Origin of the sequence: Pantoea dispersa, from assembly GCF_014155765.1 — a bacterium.
Lineage (GTDB): Bacteria > Pseudomonadota > Gammaproteobacteria > Enterobacterales > Enterobacteriaceae > Pantoea > Pantoea dispersa.
In genome coordinates, this window is the sequence record NZ_SCKT01000002.1 from 468,552 (window position 1) to 484,860 (window position 16,309).

17 protein-coding genes are annotated in these 16,309 nt (G+C 55.6%); 11 read left to right on the forward strand and 6 right to left on the reverse strand.

All coding sequences use genetic code 11. The features are described from left to right. Positions 1–2: 2 nt before the first annotated feature. The 7 genes from H7K56_RS08950 to H7K56_RS08980 all read left to right on the forward strand — a co-directional run bounded on the left by H7K56_RS08950 (position 3) and on the right by H7K56_RS08980 (position 8,287). Positions 3–1,409: an FAD/NAD(P)-binding protein gene (locus H7K56_RS08950; protein ID WP_150360131.1), complete on the forward strand. Its 1,407-nt coding sequence runs from the start codon at positions 3–5 to the stop codon at positions 1,407–1,409. A 74-nt stretch (positions 1,410–1,483) separates the two neighbouring features. Further along, positions 1,484–2,878 carry an LLM class flavin-dependent oxidoreductase gene (locus H7K56_RS08955; RefSeq protein ID WP_058780980.1) on the forward strand — a complete coding sequence of 465 codons (1,395 nt, stop codon included), beginning with the start codon at positions 1,484–1,486 and terminating at the stop codon, positions 2,876–2,878. Continuing rightward, on the forward strand, positions 2,875–3,894 hold the full coding sequence (locus tag H7K56_RS08960; RefSeq protein WP_058770424.1) for a methionine ABC transporter ATP-binding protein: 1,020 nt from the start codon (positions 2,875–2,877) through the stop codon (positions 3,892–3,894). The genes H7K56_RS08955 and H7K56_RS08960 overlap by 4 nt, the downstream gene beginning before the upstream one ends. Beyond that, on the forward strand, positions 3,891–4,589 hold the full coding sequence (locus H7K56_RS08965) for a methionine ABC transporter permease (protein ID WP_058770425.1): 699 nt from the start codon (positions 3,891–3,893) through the stop codon (positions 4,587–4,589). Before H7K56_RS08960 ends, H7K56_RS08965 begins: the two co-directional genes overlap by 4 nt. Further along, complete coding sequence (locus H7K56_RS08970; protein ID WP_058770426.1) at positions 4,586–5,461, forward strand: MetQ/NlpA family ABC transporter substrate-binding protein; 876 nt, start codon at positions 4,586–4,588, stop codon at positions 5,459–5,461. Before H7K56_RS08965 ends, H7K56_RS08970 begins: the two co-directional genes overlap by 4 nt. Before the next feature lie 174 nt (positions 5,462–5,635). After that, positions 5,636–7,069: an MFS transporter gene (locus H7K56_RS08975; protein WP_150360132.1), complete on the forward strand. Its 1,434-nt coding sequence runs from the start codon at positions 5,636–5,638 to the stop codon at positions 7,067–7,069. 3 nt (positions 7,070–7,072) lie between these two features. Continuing rightward, positions 7,073–8,287 (forward strand): acyl-CoA dehydrogenase family protein, encoded by a 1,215-nt coding sequence (locus H7K56_RS08980; RefSeq protein WP_150360133.1) that lies wholly within the window; start codon positions 7,073–7,075, stop codon positions 8,285–8,287. A gap of 102 nt (positions 8,288–8,389) precedes the next feature. Here H7K56_RS08980 and H7K56_RS08985 read toward each other — a convergent pair whose 3' ends face one another. Further along, a complete protein-coding gene (locus H7K56_RS08985) occupies positions 8,390–8,899 on the reverse strand; it encodes a P-loop nucleotide/nucleoside kinase family protein (protein ID WP_150360134.1) in 510 nt (169 codons plus the stop codon). A gap of 375 nt (positions 8,900–9,274) precedes the next feature. Here H7K56_RS08985 and H7K56_RS08990 point away from each other — a divergent pair, with 375 nt between their 5' ends. From H7K56_RS08990 to H7K56_RS09000, 3 genes are all read left to right on the forward strand, one after another. Next, the gene (locus tag H7K56_RS08990) at positions 9,275–9,808 is read left to right on the forward strand and encodes a hypothetical protein (protein WP_150360135.1); all 534 of its coding nucleotides are present in this window, start codon (positions 9,275–9,277) and stop codon (positions 9,806–9,808) included. 372 nt (positions 9,809–10,180) lie between these two features. Further along, on the forward strand, positions 10,181–11,314 hold the full coding sequence (locus H7K56_RS08995) for a glutathione-independent formaldehyde dehydrogenase (RefSeq protein WP_150360136.1): 1,134 nt from the start codon (positions 10,181–10,183) through the stop codon (positions 11,312–11,314). 468 nt (positions 11,315–11,782) lie between these two features. Next, positions 11,783–12,049, forward strand: a complete 267-nt coding sequence (locus H7K56_RS09000; RefSeq protein ID WP_150360137.1) for a hypothetical protein — start codon at positions 11,783–11,785, stop codon at positions 12,047–12,049. Positions 12,050–12,270: 221 nt separating this feature from the next. On the opposite strand, the gene H7K56_RS09005 is transcribed toward H7K56_RS09000, so the two are convergent. The 5 genes from H7K56_RS09005 to H7K56_RS09025 all read right to left on the reverse strand — a co-directional run bounded on the left by H7K56_RS09005 (position 12,271) and on the right by H7K56_RS09025 (position 15,432). Beyond that, the gene (locus H7K56_RS09005) at positions 12,271–12,777 is read right to left on the reverse strand and encodes an anti-virulence regulator CigR family protein (RefSeq protein WP_150360138.1); all 507 of its coding nucleotides are present in this window, start codon (positions 12,775–12,777) and stop codon (positions 12,271–12,273) included. Between the two features lie 284 nt (positions 12,778–13,061). Beyond that, entirely contained in the window at positions 13,062–13,373 is a 312-nt protein-coding gene (locus H7K56_RS09010) for a hypothetical protein (RefSeq protein WP_088517478.1), read from the reverse strand. Positions 13,374–13,566: 193 nt separating this feature from the next. Then, on the reverse strand, positions 13,567–14,262 hold the full coding sequence (locus tag H7K56_RS09015; protein WP_058781960.1) for a DJ-1/PfpI family protein: 696 nt from the start codon (positions 14,260–14,262) through the stop codon (positions 13,567–13,569). Positions 14,263–14,491: 229 nt separating this feature from the next. Further along, a complete protein-coding gene (locus H7K56_RS09020; protein WP_021508783.1) occupies positions 14,492–14,845 on the reverse strand; it encodes a hypothetical protein in 354 nt (117 codons plus the stop codon). Further along, positions 14,839–15,432 carry an NUDIX domain-containing protein gene (locus H7K56_RS09025; protein ID WP_059010026.1) on the reverse strand — a complete coding sequence of 198 codons (594 nt, stop codon included), beginning with the start codon at positions 15,430–15,432 and terminating at the stop codon, positions 14,839–14,841. The genes H7K56_RS09020 and H7K56_RS09025 overlap by 7 nt, the downstream gene beginning before the upstream one ends. An 80-nt stretch (positions 15,433–15,512) precedes the next feature. Between H7K56_RS09025 and H7K56_RS09030 the strand changes: the two genes are divergently transcribed. Further along, positions 15,513–16,262: a DeoR/GlpR family DNA-binding transcription regulator gene (locus H7K56_RS09030; RefSeq protein WP_150360139.1), complete on the forward strand. Its 750-nt coding sequence runs from the start codon at positions 15,513–15,515 to the stop codon at positions 16,260–16,262. Positions 16,263–16,309 lie beyond the last annotated feature (47 nt).

Here is a 16,309-nt window from a genome sequence, read left to right on the forward strand (position 1 = left end):
CGATGGCAACAGCGCACATCATTATTGTCGGCGGGGGCTTCAGCGGCACAGCGCTGGCAATTCACCTTGCCCGCACGTCGCTCGCGCCGCTACTGATTACAGTGGTCGAACCGCGCGCCAGCCTCGGCGCCGGTGTTGCCTATTCCACGCTGGAACCGGCACACCGCATCAACGTGCCGGCTGCGCGTATGCAGCTCAACGGAGAAGAGCAGGGCGCCTTTGATCGCTGGTATCGTCAGCAACCGGAATGTTCACTGGATTCGGCAGCACACTGTGCCGATGGCGCGGTGTATCCGCAGCGCGCGCTGTTTGGCCGCTATCTGGCTCAGCAGTTTGTCGCCGCCGCTGAGGCGCATCCGCATGTCACTCTGCGTCACGTTCAGGCGCGTGCGCTGGCATGGGAAGGGCAACAACTGCTGTTGAGTAACGGTGAAACCCTGACTGGCGACATCCTGGCGCTGGCGATCAGCCATCCACCGCCGTCGCTGCCACGTATGCTACAGCCGTTTGCCGACCATCCGGCGCTGATTGCTAACCCGTGGCAGCCAGGCGTGCTGGATAACGTTGAGCCTGACGCATCGGTGGCGATTGTCGGCACCGGCCTGAGCATGGCTGATGTGGTGGCTTCGCTGGCGACGCGTGACCATCAGGGGCTGCTGCTGGCGTTCTCACGGCGCGGACAACTGTCACGCGCCAATCTCAGCGGCGAATGGCCGGAGTGGACAGTGGCCGCGCAATCTCAGCCCAGCGCGCGCCGCTGGCTGCGGCATATTCGTGATGAAGTCGCTCGCGCTGCCGCGCAGCAGCTGCCGTGGCAGCGTGTGCTTGATGAGGTGCGTGTGCAGGGACAAGCCATCTGGCAGTCACTCCCGCTGCCTGAACAGCGACGCTTTGCGCGTCATCTGCGTTCATGGTGGGATGTGCATCGCTATCGCATTGCCCCACAGGTCGCCGCCGTCATCGCCCGGCGACAGCAGCAGGGTAGCTTGCAGGTACTGGCCGCTCGCCTCGTGGCGATTCACGCTCATCCGCAGCAGCTGGAAATCACCCTGCGTCAGCGCGATGGCACCCGGCAAAACCATGTGCTGGATAAACTGATTGTCACGACCGGACCGGGACATGAAGCGCTGACGACCAGCCAGCCGCTGCTGCAATCGCTCAGCGAGCAGGGCCTGATCCGCGCCGATGCGCTCGGCTTCGGCATTGATGTGGATCACCACTCGCGCACCCTCAACCGGCACGGTCAGCCCAACGCAAACCTGTTTGTCGTGGGCCCGGCGGCGCGCGCCCGCTTTGGCGAGCTGATGGGATTGCCGCAGGTGGCCGATCACGCGGCCGCCGTAGCGGATGAAATTCTTAAGGTATTGCCTGTCGCTCACGCTGAGCGATGTCCCCCTTCCGCCTCCTGAATACTCAACATCCTGAAAATTAACTGACGAACGCCGGGTCGCTGCACGATCACGGCCTCGCTATGGAGATTGCTATGCCATCGCAACGCGAAATACGCCTGAATGCCTTTGATATGAACTGTGTCGGTCACCAGTCGCCCGGACTCTGGGCCCATCCCCGTGACCGCTCCTGGCAGTATAAAGATCTGGAATATTGGGTTGATTTGGCGCGCCTGCTGGAGCGCGGCAAGTTTGACGGCCTGTTCATTGCCGATGTGCTCGGCATTTACGATGTGCTGAACGGCAACGGTGACGCGGCGATACGCCAGGCCACTCAGGTGCCGGTGAACGATCCGCTGGCGTTGATTACGCCGATGGCGCTGGTCACAGAGCACCTCGGTTTCGGCTTAACCGCCTCGCTGTCGTTTGAGCATCCTTATCCATTCGCGCGCCGTTTGTCGACGCTGGACCATCTGACCAAAGGCCGCATTGGCTGGAACATCGTTACCTCCTATCTGGAGAGCGGCGCGCGCAACATTGGTCATAAAGCGCAAACCGATCATGACAGCCGCTATGACTATGCCGATGAGTACCTGCAGGTGGTCTATAAACTGCTGGAAGGCAGCTGGGAGCAGGATGCGGTGCTGCGCGATCGTCAGCGTCGTATTTTCAGCGATCCCAGCAAAATCCATCCGATTAACCATCAGGGTACCTTCTTTAACGTACCGGGCATCCACCTGTGTGAACCCTCGCCGCAACGCACGCCAGTGCTGTATCAGGCCGGTGCATCGAGCCGCGGCAAACAGTTTGCGGCTGAGCACGCAGAATGTGTGTTTGTCGCCGCGCCGTCCAAAGTGCTGTTAAAGAAAACCGTGGCCGATATCCGGCGTCGTGCAGCCGAAGCCGGTCGCGATCCGCGTAGTATTTTGATCTTCAACCTGCAGACGGTGATTGTCGGTGAAACCGATCGGGCGGCACAGGCGAAGTGGCAGGAGTATAAAAACTGGGTCAGCTACGAAGGCGCGCTGGCGCTGGTCTCTGGCTGGACCGGCATCGACTTTGGACAATATCAGCCGGACCAGGTGCTGAAATACCTGCACACCAACGCCATTCAGTCAGCGGTTGAAACCTTCTCTACTGCCGATCCCGATCGTCAATGGACGGTGAAAGCGCTGGCTGACTGGGTGGGCATCGGCGGTTTTGGCCCGCTGCTGGTGGGTAGTGCGGCAACGGTGGCGGATGAGCTGCAGAGCTGGGTAGAAGAGACTGACGTGGATGGTTTCAACCTGGCGTATGCGCTGACCCATGAAACCTTTGAGGATGTGGTCGAGCTGCTGATTCCGGAGCTGCAAAAACGCGGCGTTTACAAACAGGATTACGCCGCGGGCACGCTACGCGAAAAGCTGTTTGCCGCCGGGCCGCAGCTCAGTGCGCCGCATCCGGGTGCTGGCTATCGCGTACGCAGCGCGCAGCAGCAGGAGGTCATATGATCGAAATCGAGCGCCTGAGTAAACACTACCGTGCGCCGGACGGTCGCGTCACCGACGTGCTGAAAAACATCACGCTGCAGGTGCCGGAAGCCAGCATCACCGCTGTGGTCGGACCGAGCGGTGCCGGAAAATCTACGCTGGCGAAATGCATCAGCCTGCTGGAGCAGCCGAGCGGCGGCAGCATCCGGGTTAACGGCAGCGACTTATCCCGGCTGGATGGCGAAGCGCTGCGCCGCGCGCGCCGCGCCATCGGCACGGTATTTCAGTCTTCCGCGCTGCTGCAGCGTAAAAGTGCCTGGGAAAATATCGCGCTGCCGCTGCGCTATCTCGGTGTGGTCGAGCGCGATATCCGCGCCCGCGTCGGCGAGCTGCTGGAGAGTGTCGGACTGAGCCACAAAGCCAGCGCCTTTCCCACCCAGCTCTCCGGTGGGCAGCGGCAGCGCATCGGTATTGCCCGCGCGCTGGCGCTGCGTCCCTCTGTACTGCTGGCCGACGAAGCCACCTCCGGCCTCGATCCGGAAGCGACGGTCACCATCCTTGAGCTGCTGAAAAAACTGCGTGACGACTACCGGCTGGCAATCGTGCTGATCACCCATGAAATGGATGCCGTACGTCAGGCGGCGGATGCGGTTGCCGAGATTCGCGATGGAGAGATAGTGCAGTATGGCACCGTCAGTGCGCTGCTGGCACAGCCGGACAGCGCGCTCGGCCAGCGGCTGCTGCCGCTGACGGCACAAGTCAGTGATGCCGGACTGGTGCTGCAGCTTAGCTACCGTACCGATGTCGCGGTGGCCAGCGACTGGATTTCGCGCATCAGCCAGCAGTTCGCTTTAAAGGTGGATCTGCTGGGTGCGCATGTCGAGCGGGTCAATGGCATCCAGGCCGGACGGTTGCAGGTGGGCATTCATTTTCAGCAGGAGCAGGTGCCGCTGGCACGGTTGCTGACGCAGCTGGAGCAGTATGGCCTGGCGGCCAGCGTTGCTGTCAGCATGCCGCCCTTGCGGGAGGCGGTATGAGCGTATCCGTGATAAGCCAGGACACGCCCTGGCCTGAAATTCCGGCACTGATGCTGCCAGCGCTGGGTGAAACCGCGCTGATGGTTGCCATTGTGATGCTGTTTGTGGTGAGCCTCGGTGGCGTGGTTGGCGTGGTGCTGTTTAACACCTCGCCGCGCGGACTGTTTCCGCAGCGCGGCGTGCATCGGGTGCTGAGCTGGATCGTCAATATGGGGCGCTCGTTACCGTTTCTGGTGCTGATGGCGGCCATCATTCCGTTTACCTTCTGGCTCACCGGCACTACTATCGGCATTCCGGCGGCGGTGGTACCGATGATCGCCGCCGGGATTCCTTTCTTTGGCCGCCTGGTCGACAACGCATTACGCGAGCTGCCCGGAGAAGTTACCGCCGTGGGGCTGGTGTGCGGCGGTTCGCGCTGGCAGATCATCCGCTCCGCCCAGCTGAGTGAAGCGCTGCCGGCGATTGTCGCAGCCATCACGCTCAACCTGATCTCCATGATTGAGTACTCGGCCATCGCCGGCACCATTGGCGCTGGCGGCATTGGCTACCTGGCGGTGGTGTATGGCTATCAGCGGTTCGATAACCACATCATGATCGCCACCATCGTGGTGTTAATTGCACTGATTCAGACCATTCAATTTTTCGGCGACCGGCTGGTTGCGGCCTTGCGCCATCCTCAGGGGACATCGTTATGACAACACAAGAATTTGAGTTACGTAAAACACGCCGCTGGCCGTGGCTGCTGCTGATTATAGTGGTCATTTTGCTGGCCGTCGCTGGCTGGTTGTGGCGCAGCCAGCAGCCGCAGGCGGTGGTGTTTGGCACCACGCTGAAAGTGCATTATGAGCCGGCAATGGCCGGGGAACAGAAGCTGATTGACTATGTGGGTGAGCATATCGCGCCGGACTACGGCCTGAAGCTGGAGGCGGTCGGTGTGCAGGATCCGGTGCAGGCGGACCGTGCGGTAGCAGAAGGGCAGTATGCTGCGACGGTCTATCAGCATCAGTGGTGGCTGAAGCAGGTGGTCGATGCTAACGGCTTCCAGCTCACTTCCAGCCTGCCTCTGTTCCAGTGGGCCTTTGGTATTTACTCCGATCGCTACCACTCTGTGGCGGATCTGCCGCAGGGCGCAACCATTGTGGTGCCCGACGATGGGGCGAATCAGGGCCAGGCGCTCTGGCTGCTGGCGCGTCAGGGATTGATCACCCTCGATCCAACGGTAGAACCGCGCACCGCCAAACTGAAAAACATTGTCGGTAATCCGCACGGTTTCGTGTTCAAAGAGCTGGATCTGCTGACCATGCCGCGGGCGCTTAATTCGGTCGATGCGGCGATTGGTTATGTGTCGCAGTTTGACGCCGGTAAAGTCCCGCGTGACAAAGGCATTCTGTTCCCGCCCGCGCCGCGCACCTTTGCCTCGCAGCTGGTGATCGGTACGCCTTACCTGGAGCAGGAGAACATCGTCAAACTCAGACAGGCATTTGCCGATCCGCGCGTACAGCAGTGGCTAAAAACCACCGATGACCCGCTGGTCAAAGGCGTACTGGTGCCGGTTTCTGCTGAATAACTTTACTGCCGAATACGCTACCCGGACCCGCATTGCGCGTCCGGGTTTTAGTGTTGGTGTCTTTGTTATCTTATTGATTATATTGTAATTAATAGCAAATATTGTTGCTTTGGTTCCCTGCATAAAGCGCTTATAACCACCTCACCTGCACAACAAAAACAGACGTGAGGCGTTATGAGTACTCTTCCTTTAGAAAACACCTTGCCGGCTTCGCAACCGGTACGTTCGGTCAGTGATGTGGCAAGGCTGATCAACACCCGCAGTAGCAAAAACAACTATGCGCGCATGATTGTGTTTCTCGCGTTGGGTGGCGTGTTCCTCGACGCCTACGACCTGACCACACTGTCGTACGGCATCGATGACGTGGTGCGCGAGTTCCAGCTATCGCCGTTCACCACCGGGCTGGTCACTTCATCCATCATGGTCGGCACCATCGTCGGCAACCTGATTGGTGGCTGGCTGACGGATAAGTACGGCCGCTATTCGGTGTTCATGGCCGACATGCTGTTTTTTGTCGTATCGGCGATTGCGGCGGGCTTAGCACCCAACGTCTGGGTGCTGATTGGCGCGCGCTTCCTGATGGGCATTGGCGTGGGCATCGATCTGCCGGTGGCGATGTCTTATCTGGCGGAATTCTCTAAATTTGCCGGCAAAGGCAACAAAGCCGCACGGCTCGCGGCCTGGTGCCCGATGTGGTATGCGGCTTCCACTGTGTGTTTCCTGCTGATTTTTGGCCTCTATTTTCTGCTGCCTAAAGATCATCTCGACTGGCTGTGGCGCGCCTCGCTGCTGTTTGGCGCGATACCTGCGCTGTTGATCATCGCGGTGCGCAGTAAGTTCATGAATGAATCACCGTTGTGGGCCGCAAATCAGGGCGATCTGACCTCGGCGGTGCGTATCCTGCGTGATTCGTACGGTATTCATGCACACGAAGCAGAACCAGAAACGCCACCCGCGGCGGCGGCACCGAAGGTGAGTTTTCGCGTACTGTTCCAGAAGCCGTGGCGTGAACGCACCATCGTTGCCGGCGTAATGAATATCTGTATTTCGTTTGAGTACACCGCCATCGCCTTCTTCCTGCCGTCGATACTGGCGCAATTTCTTGGTGCCGGTGTGTTCGAGACCATCTCAGCTTCGCTGGGGCTGAACGCGCTGTTTGCCTTTACCGGCGGGCTGCTGGGGATGCGCCTGGCGTGGAAATATCCGTCACGCCACGTGGCGATCGCTGGCTTTGCGCTGCAGTTTTTGGCGCTGGTGGCGCTGGCACTGATTGGCCACCCGCAGGCGCTGGTGGGCATCGTGTTCGCGGTGCTGATGCTCGGGCTGTGGCTGTTCGCTGAAGGCTTTGGCCCGGGCGCGCAGCTGATGGTCTATCCGGCGCTCTCGTATCCCACCTCGATTCGCGCGACCGGCGTCGGCTTTAGCCGTGCGCTGTCAGGCATCGGCAGTGCGCTGGCGCTCTTCATTCTGCCGATTCTGCAGGCGGCGCTCGGCACCAACATGTTCTGGGTGGTATCGCTGGCCGCCATCATTCCGATCTTTTTCCTGCTGGCGGTGCGTCACGAACCGACCCGCCACGACATCGACGACCTTTCCCCTCAGGAGTAAAACATGAGCATTCTCTCTACCGGTACTGACTATGACACGCTGGCGGCACACTTCCGACCGCTGTTTGCCCGCATCGCGGCGGGCGCGGCGGAACGCGAGCGTACGCGTACCTTGCCTTATGAACCACTGCAGTGGCTGAAGGAAGCCGGCTTTGGCACGGTGCGTATTCCACAGCAAAAAGGTGGCTGGGGCGCCTCGCTGCCGCAGCTGTTTCAGCTGTTGATTGAGCTGGCGGAAGCAGATTCCAACCTGCCGCAGGCGCTGCGCGCGCACTTTGCTTTTGTCGAGGACCGGCTCAACCAGCCGGACAATGCGGAGCGCGATGCGTGGTTTCGCCGTTTTGTTGATGGCGAGCTGGTGGGCAGCGGCTGGACGGAGATTGGCAACGTCAGGCTGGGCGACGTGATCACCCGCGTTACGCCTGCCGCCAATGGCTGGACGCTGAATGGCGAGAAGTTTTACAGCACCGGTGCGCTGTTCGCCGACTGGATAGATGTTTACGCGCGTCGCGATGACAATCAGGGTGACGTGATCGCGCTGGTCAATACGCATCAGCCGGGCGTCACGCGTGAAGATGACTGGGACGGATTTGGCCAGCGCCTGACCGGCAGCGGCACGACGCGCTTCGAACACGCGCATGTGGAGACGCAGCACGTGTATGATTTTGCCACGCGCTTCCGTTATCAGACCGCGTATTACCAGCATGTGTTGCTGGCGACGCTGGCGGGCATTGCGCGCGCGGTCGCGCGGGACGGCGCGGCAGCCGTTGCCGCACGCAACCGCGTTTACAGTCACGGCAACGGAGCGGCCTCACGGCTGGATGCACAGGTGCTGCAGGTGGTGGGCGAGATCACCAGTCTGGCATTTGCCGTCGAAGCCACAGTGATTCGCGCTACCCATTCACTGCAATCAGCATATGAAGCGCACGTCAGTGCCGATGAAGCGGCCATCGCCGCCATCAACAACCTGGCGGAAGCCGAGGCCGGACAGGCGCAGGTGATCGCCAGCGAGCTGGTGCCGCGTGCTGCCACCGAATTGTTTAATGCGCTTGGCGCGTCGGATACGCGCGTCAGCAAAGCGCTGGATCGTCACTGGCGCAATGCGCGCACCGTCTCGTCGCATAACCCGGTAATCTACAAAGCGCGCGACATCGGTGACTGGAAAGTCAACGGCACGCCACCAACCGGCATCTGGCAAATCGGCAGGGGAGAGGGGTAACCAGTCTTGATGAGCAAACGGCGCCGTTATCGGGCGCCGTTTAATGGCGCAGAATCCAGTTGCGTCATGAAATTAGCACCTCATAAGCCGCAACCCGGCGGCTTAAGAGCAGTATTCAATAATATTGAAACCTTCATCAGCCGCTGGCGCTGAGAAATAACGGCTTATGATTTCAAACTGTTCATCTGAAGCGGCAAAATCGTGAGTGCCTGCTGCGTTACGGGCACGTAATCGGCTCTTACACACCTCATCAGGGACGTTAAGGAAATGCAGGTGGTTAGCAGCACCTGATGCTTTAATGATACTCATCATCCATTCACGACTGGCGGGTGTATTAGCCGGAAAATCCAGCACTACCGACATCCCCGCGTTAAGTAATGACACCAGATGCGGTTTCATGCCATTTCTGAGCTTAAAGGAATACTGCACGTAATCCGCGACCGTGTGCATTTCATCGGCATAGAGCGCTGCAAGCCAGCGATCCTCACTGATAATGATCGTGCGCGGTGCAGCGCCTAATTTTGCGGATAACGTAGATTTACCCGACGCAATTTTTCCACATAACAGGTGAAGTGTGGCTTTTTCAGGTGATGCGACATCGGTGGTGTTCATGGCTGACCTCACTGGTTGATTACCGGTAAGGCCCGCCTTACCGGCGGGAAAATGGCAAACGTTATCCCACCTGAACGTGCAGGGTGATAATAATGATTGCGGAAGACAGGGCTGAGCAAGTTTTCATCGTTTTAAACTAACAGGTTAAGTCTCAATAATCACCTGATGCTTTGCTTTAGCTATGATGGCAGCGTGTTGTTGATAGCGGAGTGCGCAGGGGGTAGGGCCGTTTGGTGCCGGGAGCGGACATTGTTCAGGTGTCAGGCAGGTATACCAGGGACAGATTATCCCCGGATGGCTGGCTTAATTTCTGTTAAAGATTTCACACCCACAGGCCGATAAAAACAGGAGCGACAGAAACGTAAGGAGATGCGCATGTATGGAAAACTGGTTATTACGGGAATAATAGTAACGTTGTTAAGTGGATGTTCGGCTGGGTTTAGGCCTTCTCTGGAAGACTATAAAGGTTCAGATGCAGCCAGGGTTCGTGCTGCATCTGAGGGCAATACAGCCCTGCAATTTTACGAAAAACAGCCGAGTGGCTGTTATAAAAAAGTTTTAGAGCGCCGGGTTACAGCTGGTCTGGCTATTCTCGGTATTCCTGTGTCAGGAAATAAAAAAATCGGAATGCCAGAATCAAGTAACAATAAGGGGGCTTTCATAAATGAATTTACGATCAAGCCAGGGCAACTGATAAGTATAATTCATTACTGGACTCAGCCGGGCTACTACCAAAATACAGAACGATCTGTCTCCACCAGATTCATTCCTCAGCCAAATCATGATTACGATATCGTCGTCACTGGCTCAGAATTTGGCGGGGATAGCGTATCGGTGAGAGATCTGGATCCAGGCGCTAAGATAGTTGGATGGGAAGGCAATTTCTGCCCCTCCGGTATACTTGACTAATTGCATGACGCTGGTCACCGTGTGTACGCCTAAGCCCACCCTGGAGTGGGCTTTTTCATGTGGTACTCAAACCAGGCAGAGGTTGAGGACAATAGCTGTTACGGGATTCAGTGCAAGGCCAAGTCAGCGTAGCGGTGTGGTGCGCCAGGGGCCTGGAAGAAGGCGGAGATAAAGGGCGTTTAGCGAAACGGTGCTTACAATTCATAGAGTTACATAATATTAATACTCCCGGGTGACTTCATGAGCTGTTCTACACTTACACATTCAACCAAGCCGTTTGATTGAAAAAGCAGCATCACTGAGAGGGCGGCGACAGCAAAGCGTCACGCAGCCGCAGCCTTCATAACTGATCATGCACGTGAGGAGAACACCATGAAAGCAGTTGTCTATAACGGACCTTTTGACGTTTCAGTCAAAGAGGTTCCGGATCCCAAAATCGTTCGCCCTACCGATGTGCTTGTCCGTATTACCACCACCAATATCTGCGGTTCAGATCTGCATATGTACGAAGGACGCACCAGCTTCAAACAGGGTCGCATCTTTGGCCATGAAAATCTGGGGCAGGTCATTGAAATCGGTAGCGCGGTTGAGCGGGTCAAAGTTGGCGATTATGTCTGCCTGCCCTTTAATGTCGGCTGCGGATTCTGTGAAAATTGCGAGAAAGGGTTAACCGGCTATTGCCTGACGGCAAATCCGGGTACGGCCGGTGCCGCCTATGGCTTTGCTGAAATGGGCGAATGGGATGGCGGACAGGCTGAGTTACTGCGTGTTCCCTATGCTGACTTTAACTGTCTGGTGCTGCCGCCGGATGCGGTTGAAAAAGAGGAGGACTACGTTTTACTTTCCGACATCTTCCCCACCGGCTGGCATGCCACTGAACTGGCAGGATTGCGCCCCGGAGAAAGTGTGGCGATTTACGGCGCAGGCCCGGTCGGCTTGATGGCGGCTCACTCGGCCATGATTAAAGGCGCATCGCAGGTGTTTGTGGTTGATACCCATCCGGACAGACTGGCGCTGGCCGAACAACTGGGTGCAGTAGCGATCAATGGTGTGGGCGATGAGGCAGTAAACAAAATTCTCGAGTTAACCGACGGGCGCGGCACGGATTGCGGTTGCGAGTGTGTGGGATATCAATGCTGCAATAAACATGGCCACGAGGATAACTCTGCCACGCTCAACAGCCTTGTCGCGTCAACTAAGGCCACGGGCGGCATCGGTGCGGTCGGCGTTTTTGTTCCGCAGGATCCCGGAGGCGCGACCGACCTGGCCAAAGAGGGTAAAGTGCCATTCGATTTTGGGAATTTCTGGTTCAAAGGTCAGTCAATCAAGACCGGTCAGTGTAATGTCAAAGCGTACAACCGCCAGCTCGCAAGGCTTATCCATCAGGGCAGGGCCAATCCGGCGCAGATCATCTCCCATCGTCTCGCTCTGGCGGACGCTGCCGATGGCTATAAGCATTTTGATGATCGTGATAATGGCTGGACAAAAGTCATTCTGAAACCCTGAAAGGTAACTCAGAAAAGCTAAGACGCATTCAGGCGGTGGGAAGAGGGAGAACGAAAACTGCCTGTTTGTGGCTGGCTATATCTGGCATGACCACATTAATGACATATCAGCGTAAATCCGGCAGAAATTTGCCCACTGCTTATCCAGTTTGATGCATATGCGCAGCATCTCTTTCGCAAGGCACGAAGCCGCACAGTGATTACCTGCCGCAACAAAGATAACAAGCTTCGAGGCATTTCTGGTCGTCGTCTGACATCATTCCTCCTCAGCTAAAGTTATTTATCAGGCATGAAAGAGATAACGGATTATTCAACTTTGTAATAACTAATTTTTTAATTATCATTTTTCATGATTTGCTAATACCCGCGATGAGCGAGAAGAGGACACAACATCAATGTCATAATCGAGAAAGGGAGCCAAACGCCTGGTATTATAGCCATATGAATATTCATGACGGAGAAAAGGCTAATGAAAATTACACTTAAAAAAGAAAATGGAACATCCGAAACACAGGATGTTGCATCTTTGATTATCACATTAAGTAATGGTGAAACCGTTGAAATTAGTGACGAAAGCCAGCAGCGCCCGTCGCATCTTTCGGAAGGAATTACGGTGTGGGGAGGAAGCATGCCGAAAGAAGGCGCCTCCATTGATGACCTCAGGGCTTCAACGCGATCATTAGGTATTTATCCCCTGGCCGCTAATTTGATTCACCTTTTCCCACTCAGTAATTAGCCGCTAAATACAGCACTATGTGGGTTTCGTCTGGGGGCATTTGAGTCGGATAATCGTAAACATCGGCTTTTGCCATAGAACGAATTGACGAACAGACCGATGTCCGCTTTGCGCGAAAAGCGGACATCATCCGTTTGATTTGCAAGCAATTCGGGAAACAGGTTGTTTGCGTATAGATGACTTTGCCGGCGATCTCTTTTAGCCGGGCTTGCAGTCTGTGGTTAGTTGAACACACCGTTAATCACGGCGGTCACAACTGCTGTGCTCAACGCAATAAGCACTAAATCATCTCCAACCGCGCGCCACTCGTAGCCGGGGTAATGAGGCAGCGCATTTATCATGGATGCTGGCAAATTTTTCTTAGCAATACCCGGTGGCAATGCTTTCCCACGCGCCACTTTCTTAGCGATTCCCGGCGGCAGAGATTGATAGCCTACCAAACCATAGTTGACGGCGAGCGCTCGTGCCTGAGAGAAGCTGATATCAGATTGAACATGATCGGGGTGTCGGGCGTTCTTGCGATGTCCATGTTCGTTTTTCGACGATGCGTAACCCTGCTCTTTATTTCCGTGCGCGCCATTATTACCGTGATTGCCATTGCCATTGCCATTGCCATTGCCATTGCCATTGCCATTGCCATTGCCAGGGTTTGCATAAGCCGGTGCAACAAAAACGGCGAAACCAATCATCAGAGCAAAGGTTGTTTTGAGCGTGCGTTGCATGAGCATGACAGATGTCCTTAGTAGTATGTATTGCCTAATTGAAATATAGAACGAGGCGGCAATCTTAACCATCAACTCATTTCTGAAATATCAGTAATGTAATAAGCCGGACATGTCTGGGACTCACTCTGAACGCGGGCATTCCACTGCTCAGCCTCTGAACCCAGGGGTGCGCCTGCCGGCTCGTGACTAATGAAAGAAATGTCCGCTCGTCGCGCAAAGCGGACATTGACGCCTGGTATTAATTTAGAAACGCATCAGGATCACCGCTAAGTCGCCCTGAAAGGGGGTTAAAGCGGTAAAACGGTTTCCACGGTGTGCTGAAAAACGTACGGATCGGAAAGTAACTCAAATTGTTCGTCATCCGGATACGTCACTGCCACGTGATAGTTTTCTCCCGCGAAGGTCTTTACTGACTGCAGATCCTTCCAGTAAGTTGCCAGAAAGAAATGCTCCCAGTCACCCTGTGTTTCTCTGCGCACATAAGCGCCTATATTCCCGGCAATGCTTCGTGAATGTTCTACACCTGTCTTCTCAAGGTGTTTAGCAAAATCTTCAGCGTGTTTGAGCGGAACACAACCGTGCCAGGTTCTTACAATCATTCGTTTTTCCTCTTAATGTGGCAAGGATGTCACCCTATCATCGCAAGCCACTTAACGGTGTAATTTCTGAAGGCCGTGTTCGTTAATGCAAAATAAATTTATGACGACAAAAGCCTATTCACTCTTACCTGTAGGTCCGTTTTTCGCTCATCGAGGCATTCGTCGGTGGGAAAGTCCGCTCTGTGCCGGCCCGTTATTTCTGCAGTCTGGCAGCGGCTTTCAACGTTGCCTGTCGCCGCTTTTCAATAAATGGCGCAACCTGTTGCTGAGCTTTTTTCAGCTGTTCTTCAGATGCGGAGCGGGGTGAGCCACAGTCAAAGGGCGGGGCAGGGTCATATTCCATATGCAGCTGAATGTTTTGCGCGATATCCGATCCGAACATCTCTGATACGACGCTGAGGGCAAAATCGATACCTGAAGTCACACCGGCGCCCGTTATACGGTTGCGGTCGCGTACAACGCGCTCATTTACCGGCTCTGCGCCCAATAGCGCCAGCTGATCCAGCGAAGCCCAGTGCGTCGTCGCTTTATATCCCTCCAGAAGCCCGGCCGCGCCCAGCACGAGCGATCCGGTGCATACCGACGTTACCAGCTTCGCCTGTTTGCTTTGAGCCCGGATAAACGACAGGACTTCTTCATCCTCCATCAGGTTTATCTGCCCAGGTCCGCCGGGAACACAGATAATATCCAGCGCAGGACACGTGTCAAACGTGGTGGTTGGCTGAATCGCCATCCCCCGGTCTGACACCACAAGCTCCAGATTTTTCCAGATGAGATGCACCTTCGTGTCTGGTGCCCGCGCAAAGACTTCAAACGGACCGGTCAGGTCAAGCTGCGTAAGCGCAGGGAACAGCAGCAGACCGATGGATGTAGATGCAGAATCATTCATAAATAATGCCTTCATTGTGTGCCAGCAGCCGACATCGCTGCGGTAAGTTATGAATCACTGCAACAGACGATGCAGAGAAACCGCCATCAGCAATAGTGGCATATTTCCCCAGCATCAATGAGTTTGTTTTATTCGCGAAAAATACTCGTGTTTGGATGACGGCGACAAGCCAAATGTCCATAAGCCTGAATGGCCGCGCTGGCATCGTCGCCATCCAGTGAAAGCATAATCACCCGATCGGAATCTCATCTATGTCAGTATAAATTTTTGACCCGCGTTCTCTGCCAATCCGTATATCGTTATCGGCGCCGTGCGACGCGCCCGGCATACGTAAGATCGCGTCGCAATGTTGAATAAGCCGATGTGCAACCGGATAAAGATAAGCCTCACGGATTTCATCACCGATTGCCTTTGAACCTGCGGCGGCGGCAAGAGGTAATGCCAGCCATTCTCCAATCACCGGCGTATGCCCTCTGTGATAAACCTGCAGAGCGGCTTCATCTAATTTTTGTATATTGGCGTGAATTAAGACCGGGTCTCCTTCGGTGCCGCTGCGCACAGGGCCGGCAATCAGGATCAGCATGGTATTGGCTCCTCAAAATGGACATTCATGGCAACGTATTGCAGTAACATGATGGTTTTCGCATCCATAATCTCCCCGCTGCGAATTGCGCTCAGCGCCTGAGTCAAAGGCCATTCCAGTACTTCAATATCCTCGCCCTCGTCGGCAAGGCCACCGCCTTTGCTCTGGCGATCGTCATCAGCATATTCGGCGATAAAGAAATAGAGTTTCTCGGTAACCGAACCCGGACTCATAAAGGCTTCCATGACTTTTTCAATATGCTGCACCCGGTAACCGGTTTCTTCTTCTGCCTCCGCGACAATGCGAGTTTCCGGCGAAGCGTTATCGAGCAGCCCGGCAGCCGCTTCAATCAAAAAACCGTGGTGACCATTAATGAAAACCGGCAAGCGAAACTGGCGGGTCAGCACCACGCTGCGCTTTTGGCGGTTATAGAGAAGCACGACGGCACCATTACCGCGGTCATACGCTTCACGCTGCTGCTCCTGCCATGAGCCGTCACGGCGCTGTAATTCGAAGGTGTATTTTTTCAGGGTGTACCAGTTGTCGGACAACAGCTGCTCACGGATATTGCGTATTTTCTGCTGCATAGCTTGCCTCCTGAAGATGACAAAACAGACGCTATCATGCATAATCGTGCAAATTCAAGAAAAAAACGTGAGTGGTAATTATGCTATCGAGCCAGCGTAAACAACAGATTCTGAAGATTCTGGCGGCTGAAAATCAGGTGATGTCAGGTGAGCTCAGTCAGCGTTTCGGCATATCCGAGGACTCAATACGCCGCGATTTGCGGGAACTGGCCGCTGAAGGATTGTTACAGCGCGTGCACGGCGGCGCGCTGCCGGTTTCAGCCGCGCTGGCATCCTTCGAAAAACGCAAAAACGTGCAAATGAGTTCCAAACAGTGTGTGGCACAAAAGGCGGTGAAGCTGATTCAGCCCGGTCAGGTGGTGATTATTGATGGCGGCACTACCACAGCAGAACTGGTGCAGTTGCTGCCAGCAGACCTGGCTTTCACGGCGATCACCCACAGCCCCGATATTGCGGTTGCGCTGGTGGATTTTCCACGGGTAGAAGTGATAACGCTGGGCGGGCTGCTCTATCGCCACTCGGTGGTCGCGGTGGGATCGGCTGTCCATGAGGCGGCTGCGCGTATTAATGCTGATCTGTTTTTCATGGGCGTTACCGGCGTGCATAAAACCGCCGGCCTCACGACCGGCAACTATGAAGAGGCTGGCATAAAGCGCGCGCTGGCGGGGAGAGCCGCCGAGACCGTTGTCATGGTGTCAAAAGAGAAACTTAATTCCGCCTCCGCCTTCGCGATTGGGGATCTGGAGCTGGCCAGTACGCTGATTGTTGATGGCGAACCTGATAAAGAGCTGCGCATGGTTTTAAAGCAGAAGCATGTCTCGCTGTTGTAGTGTTCTACGCTGCCTTTTTGACGCATCTGCGAAACAGATCGGTTCGT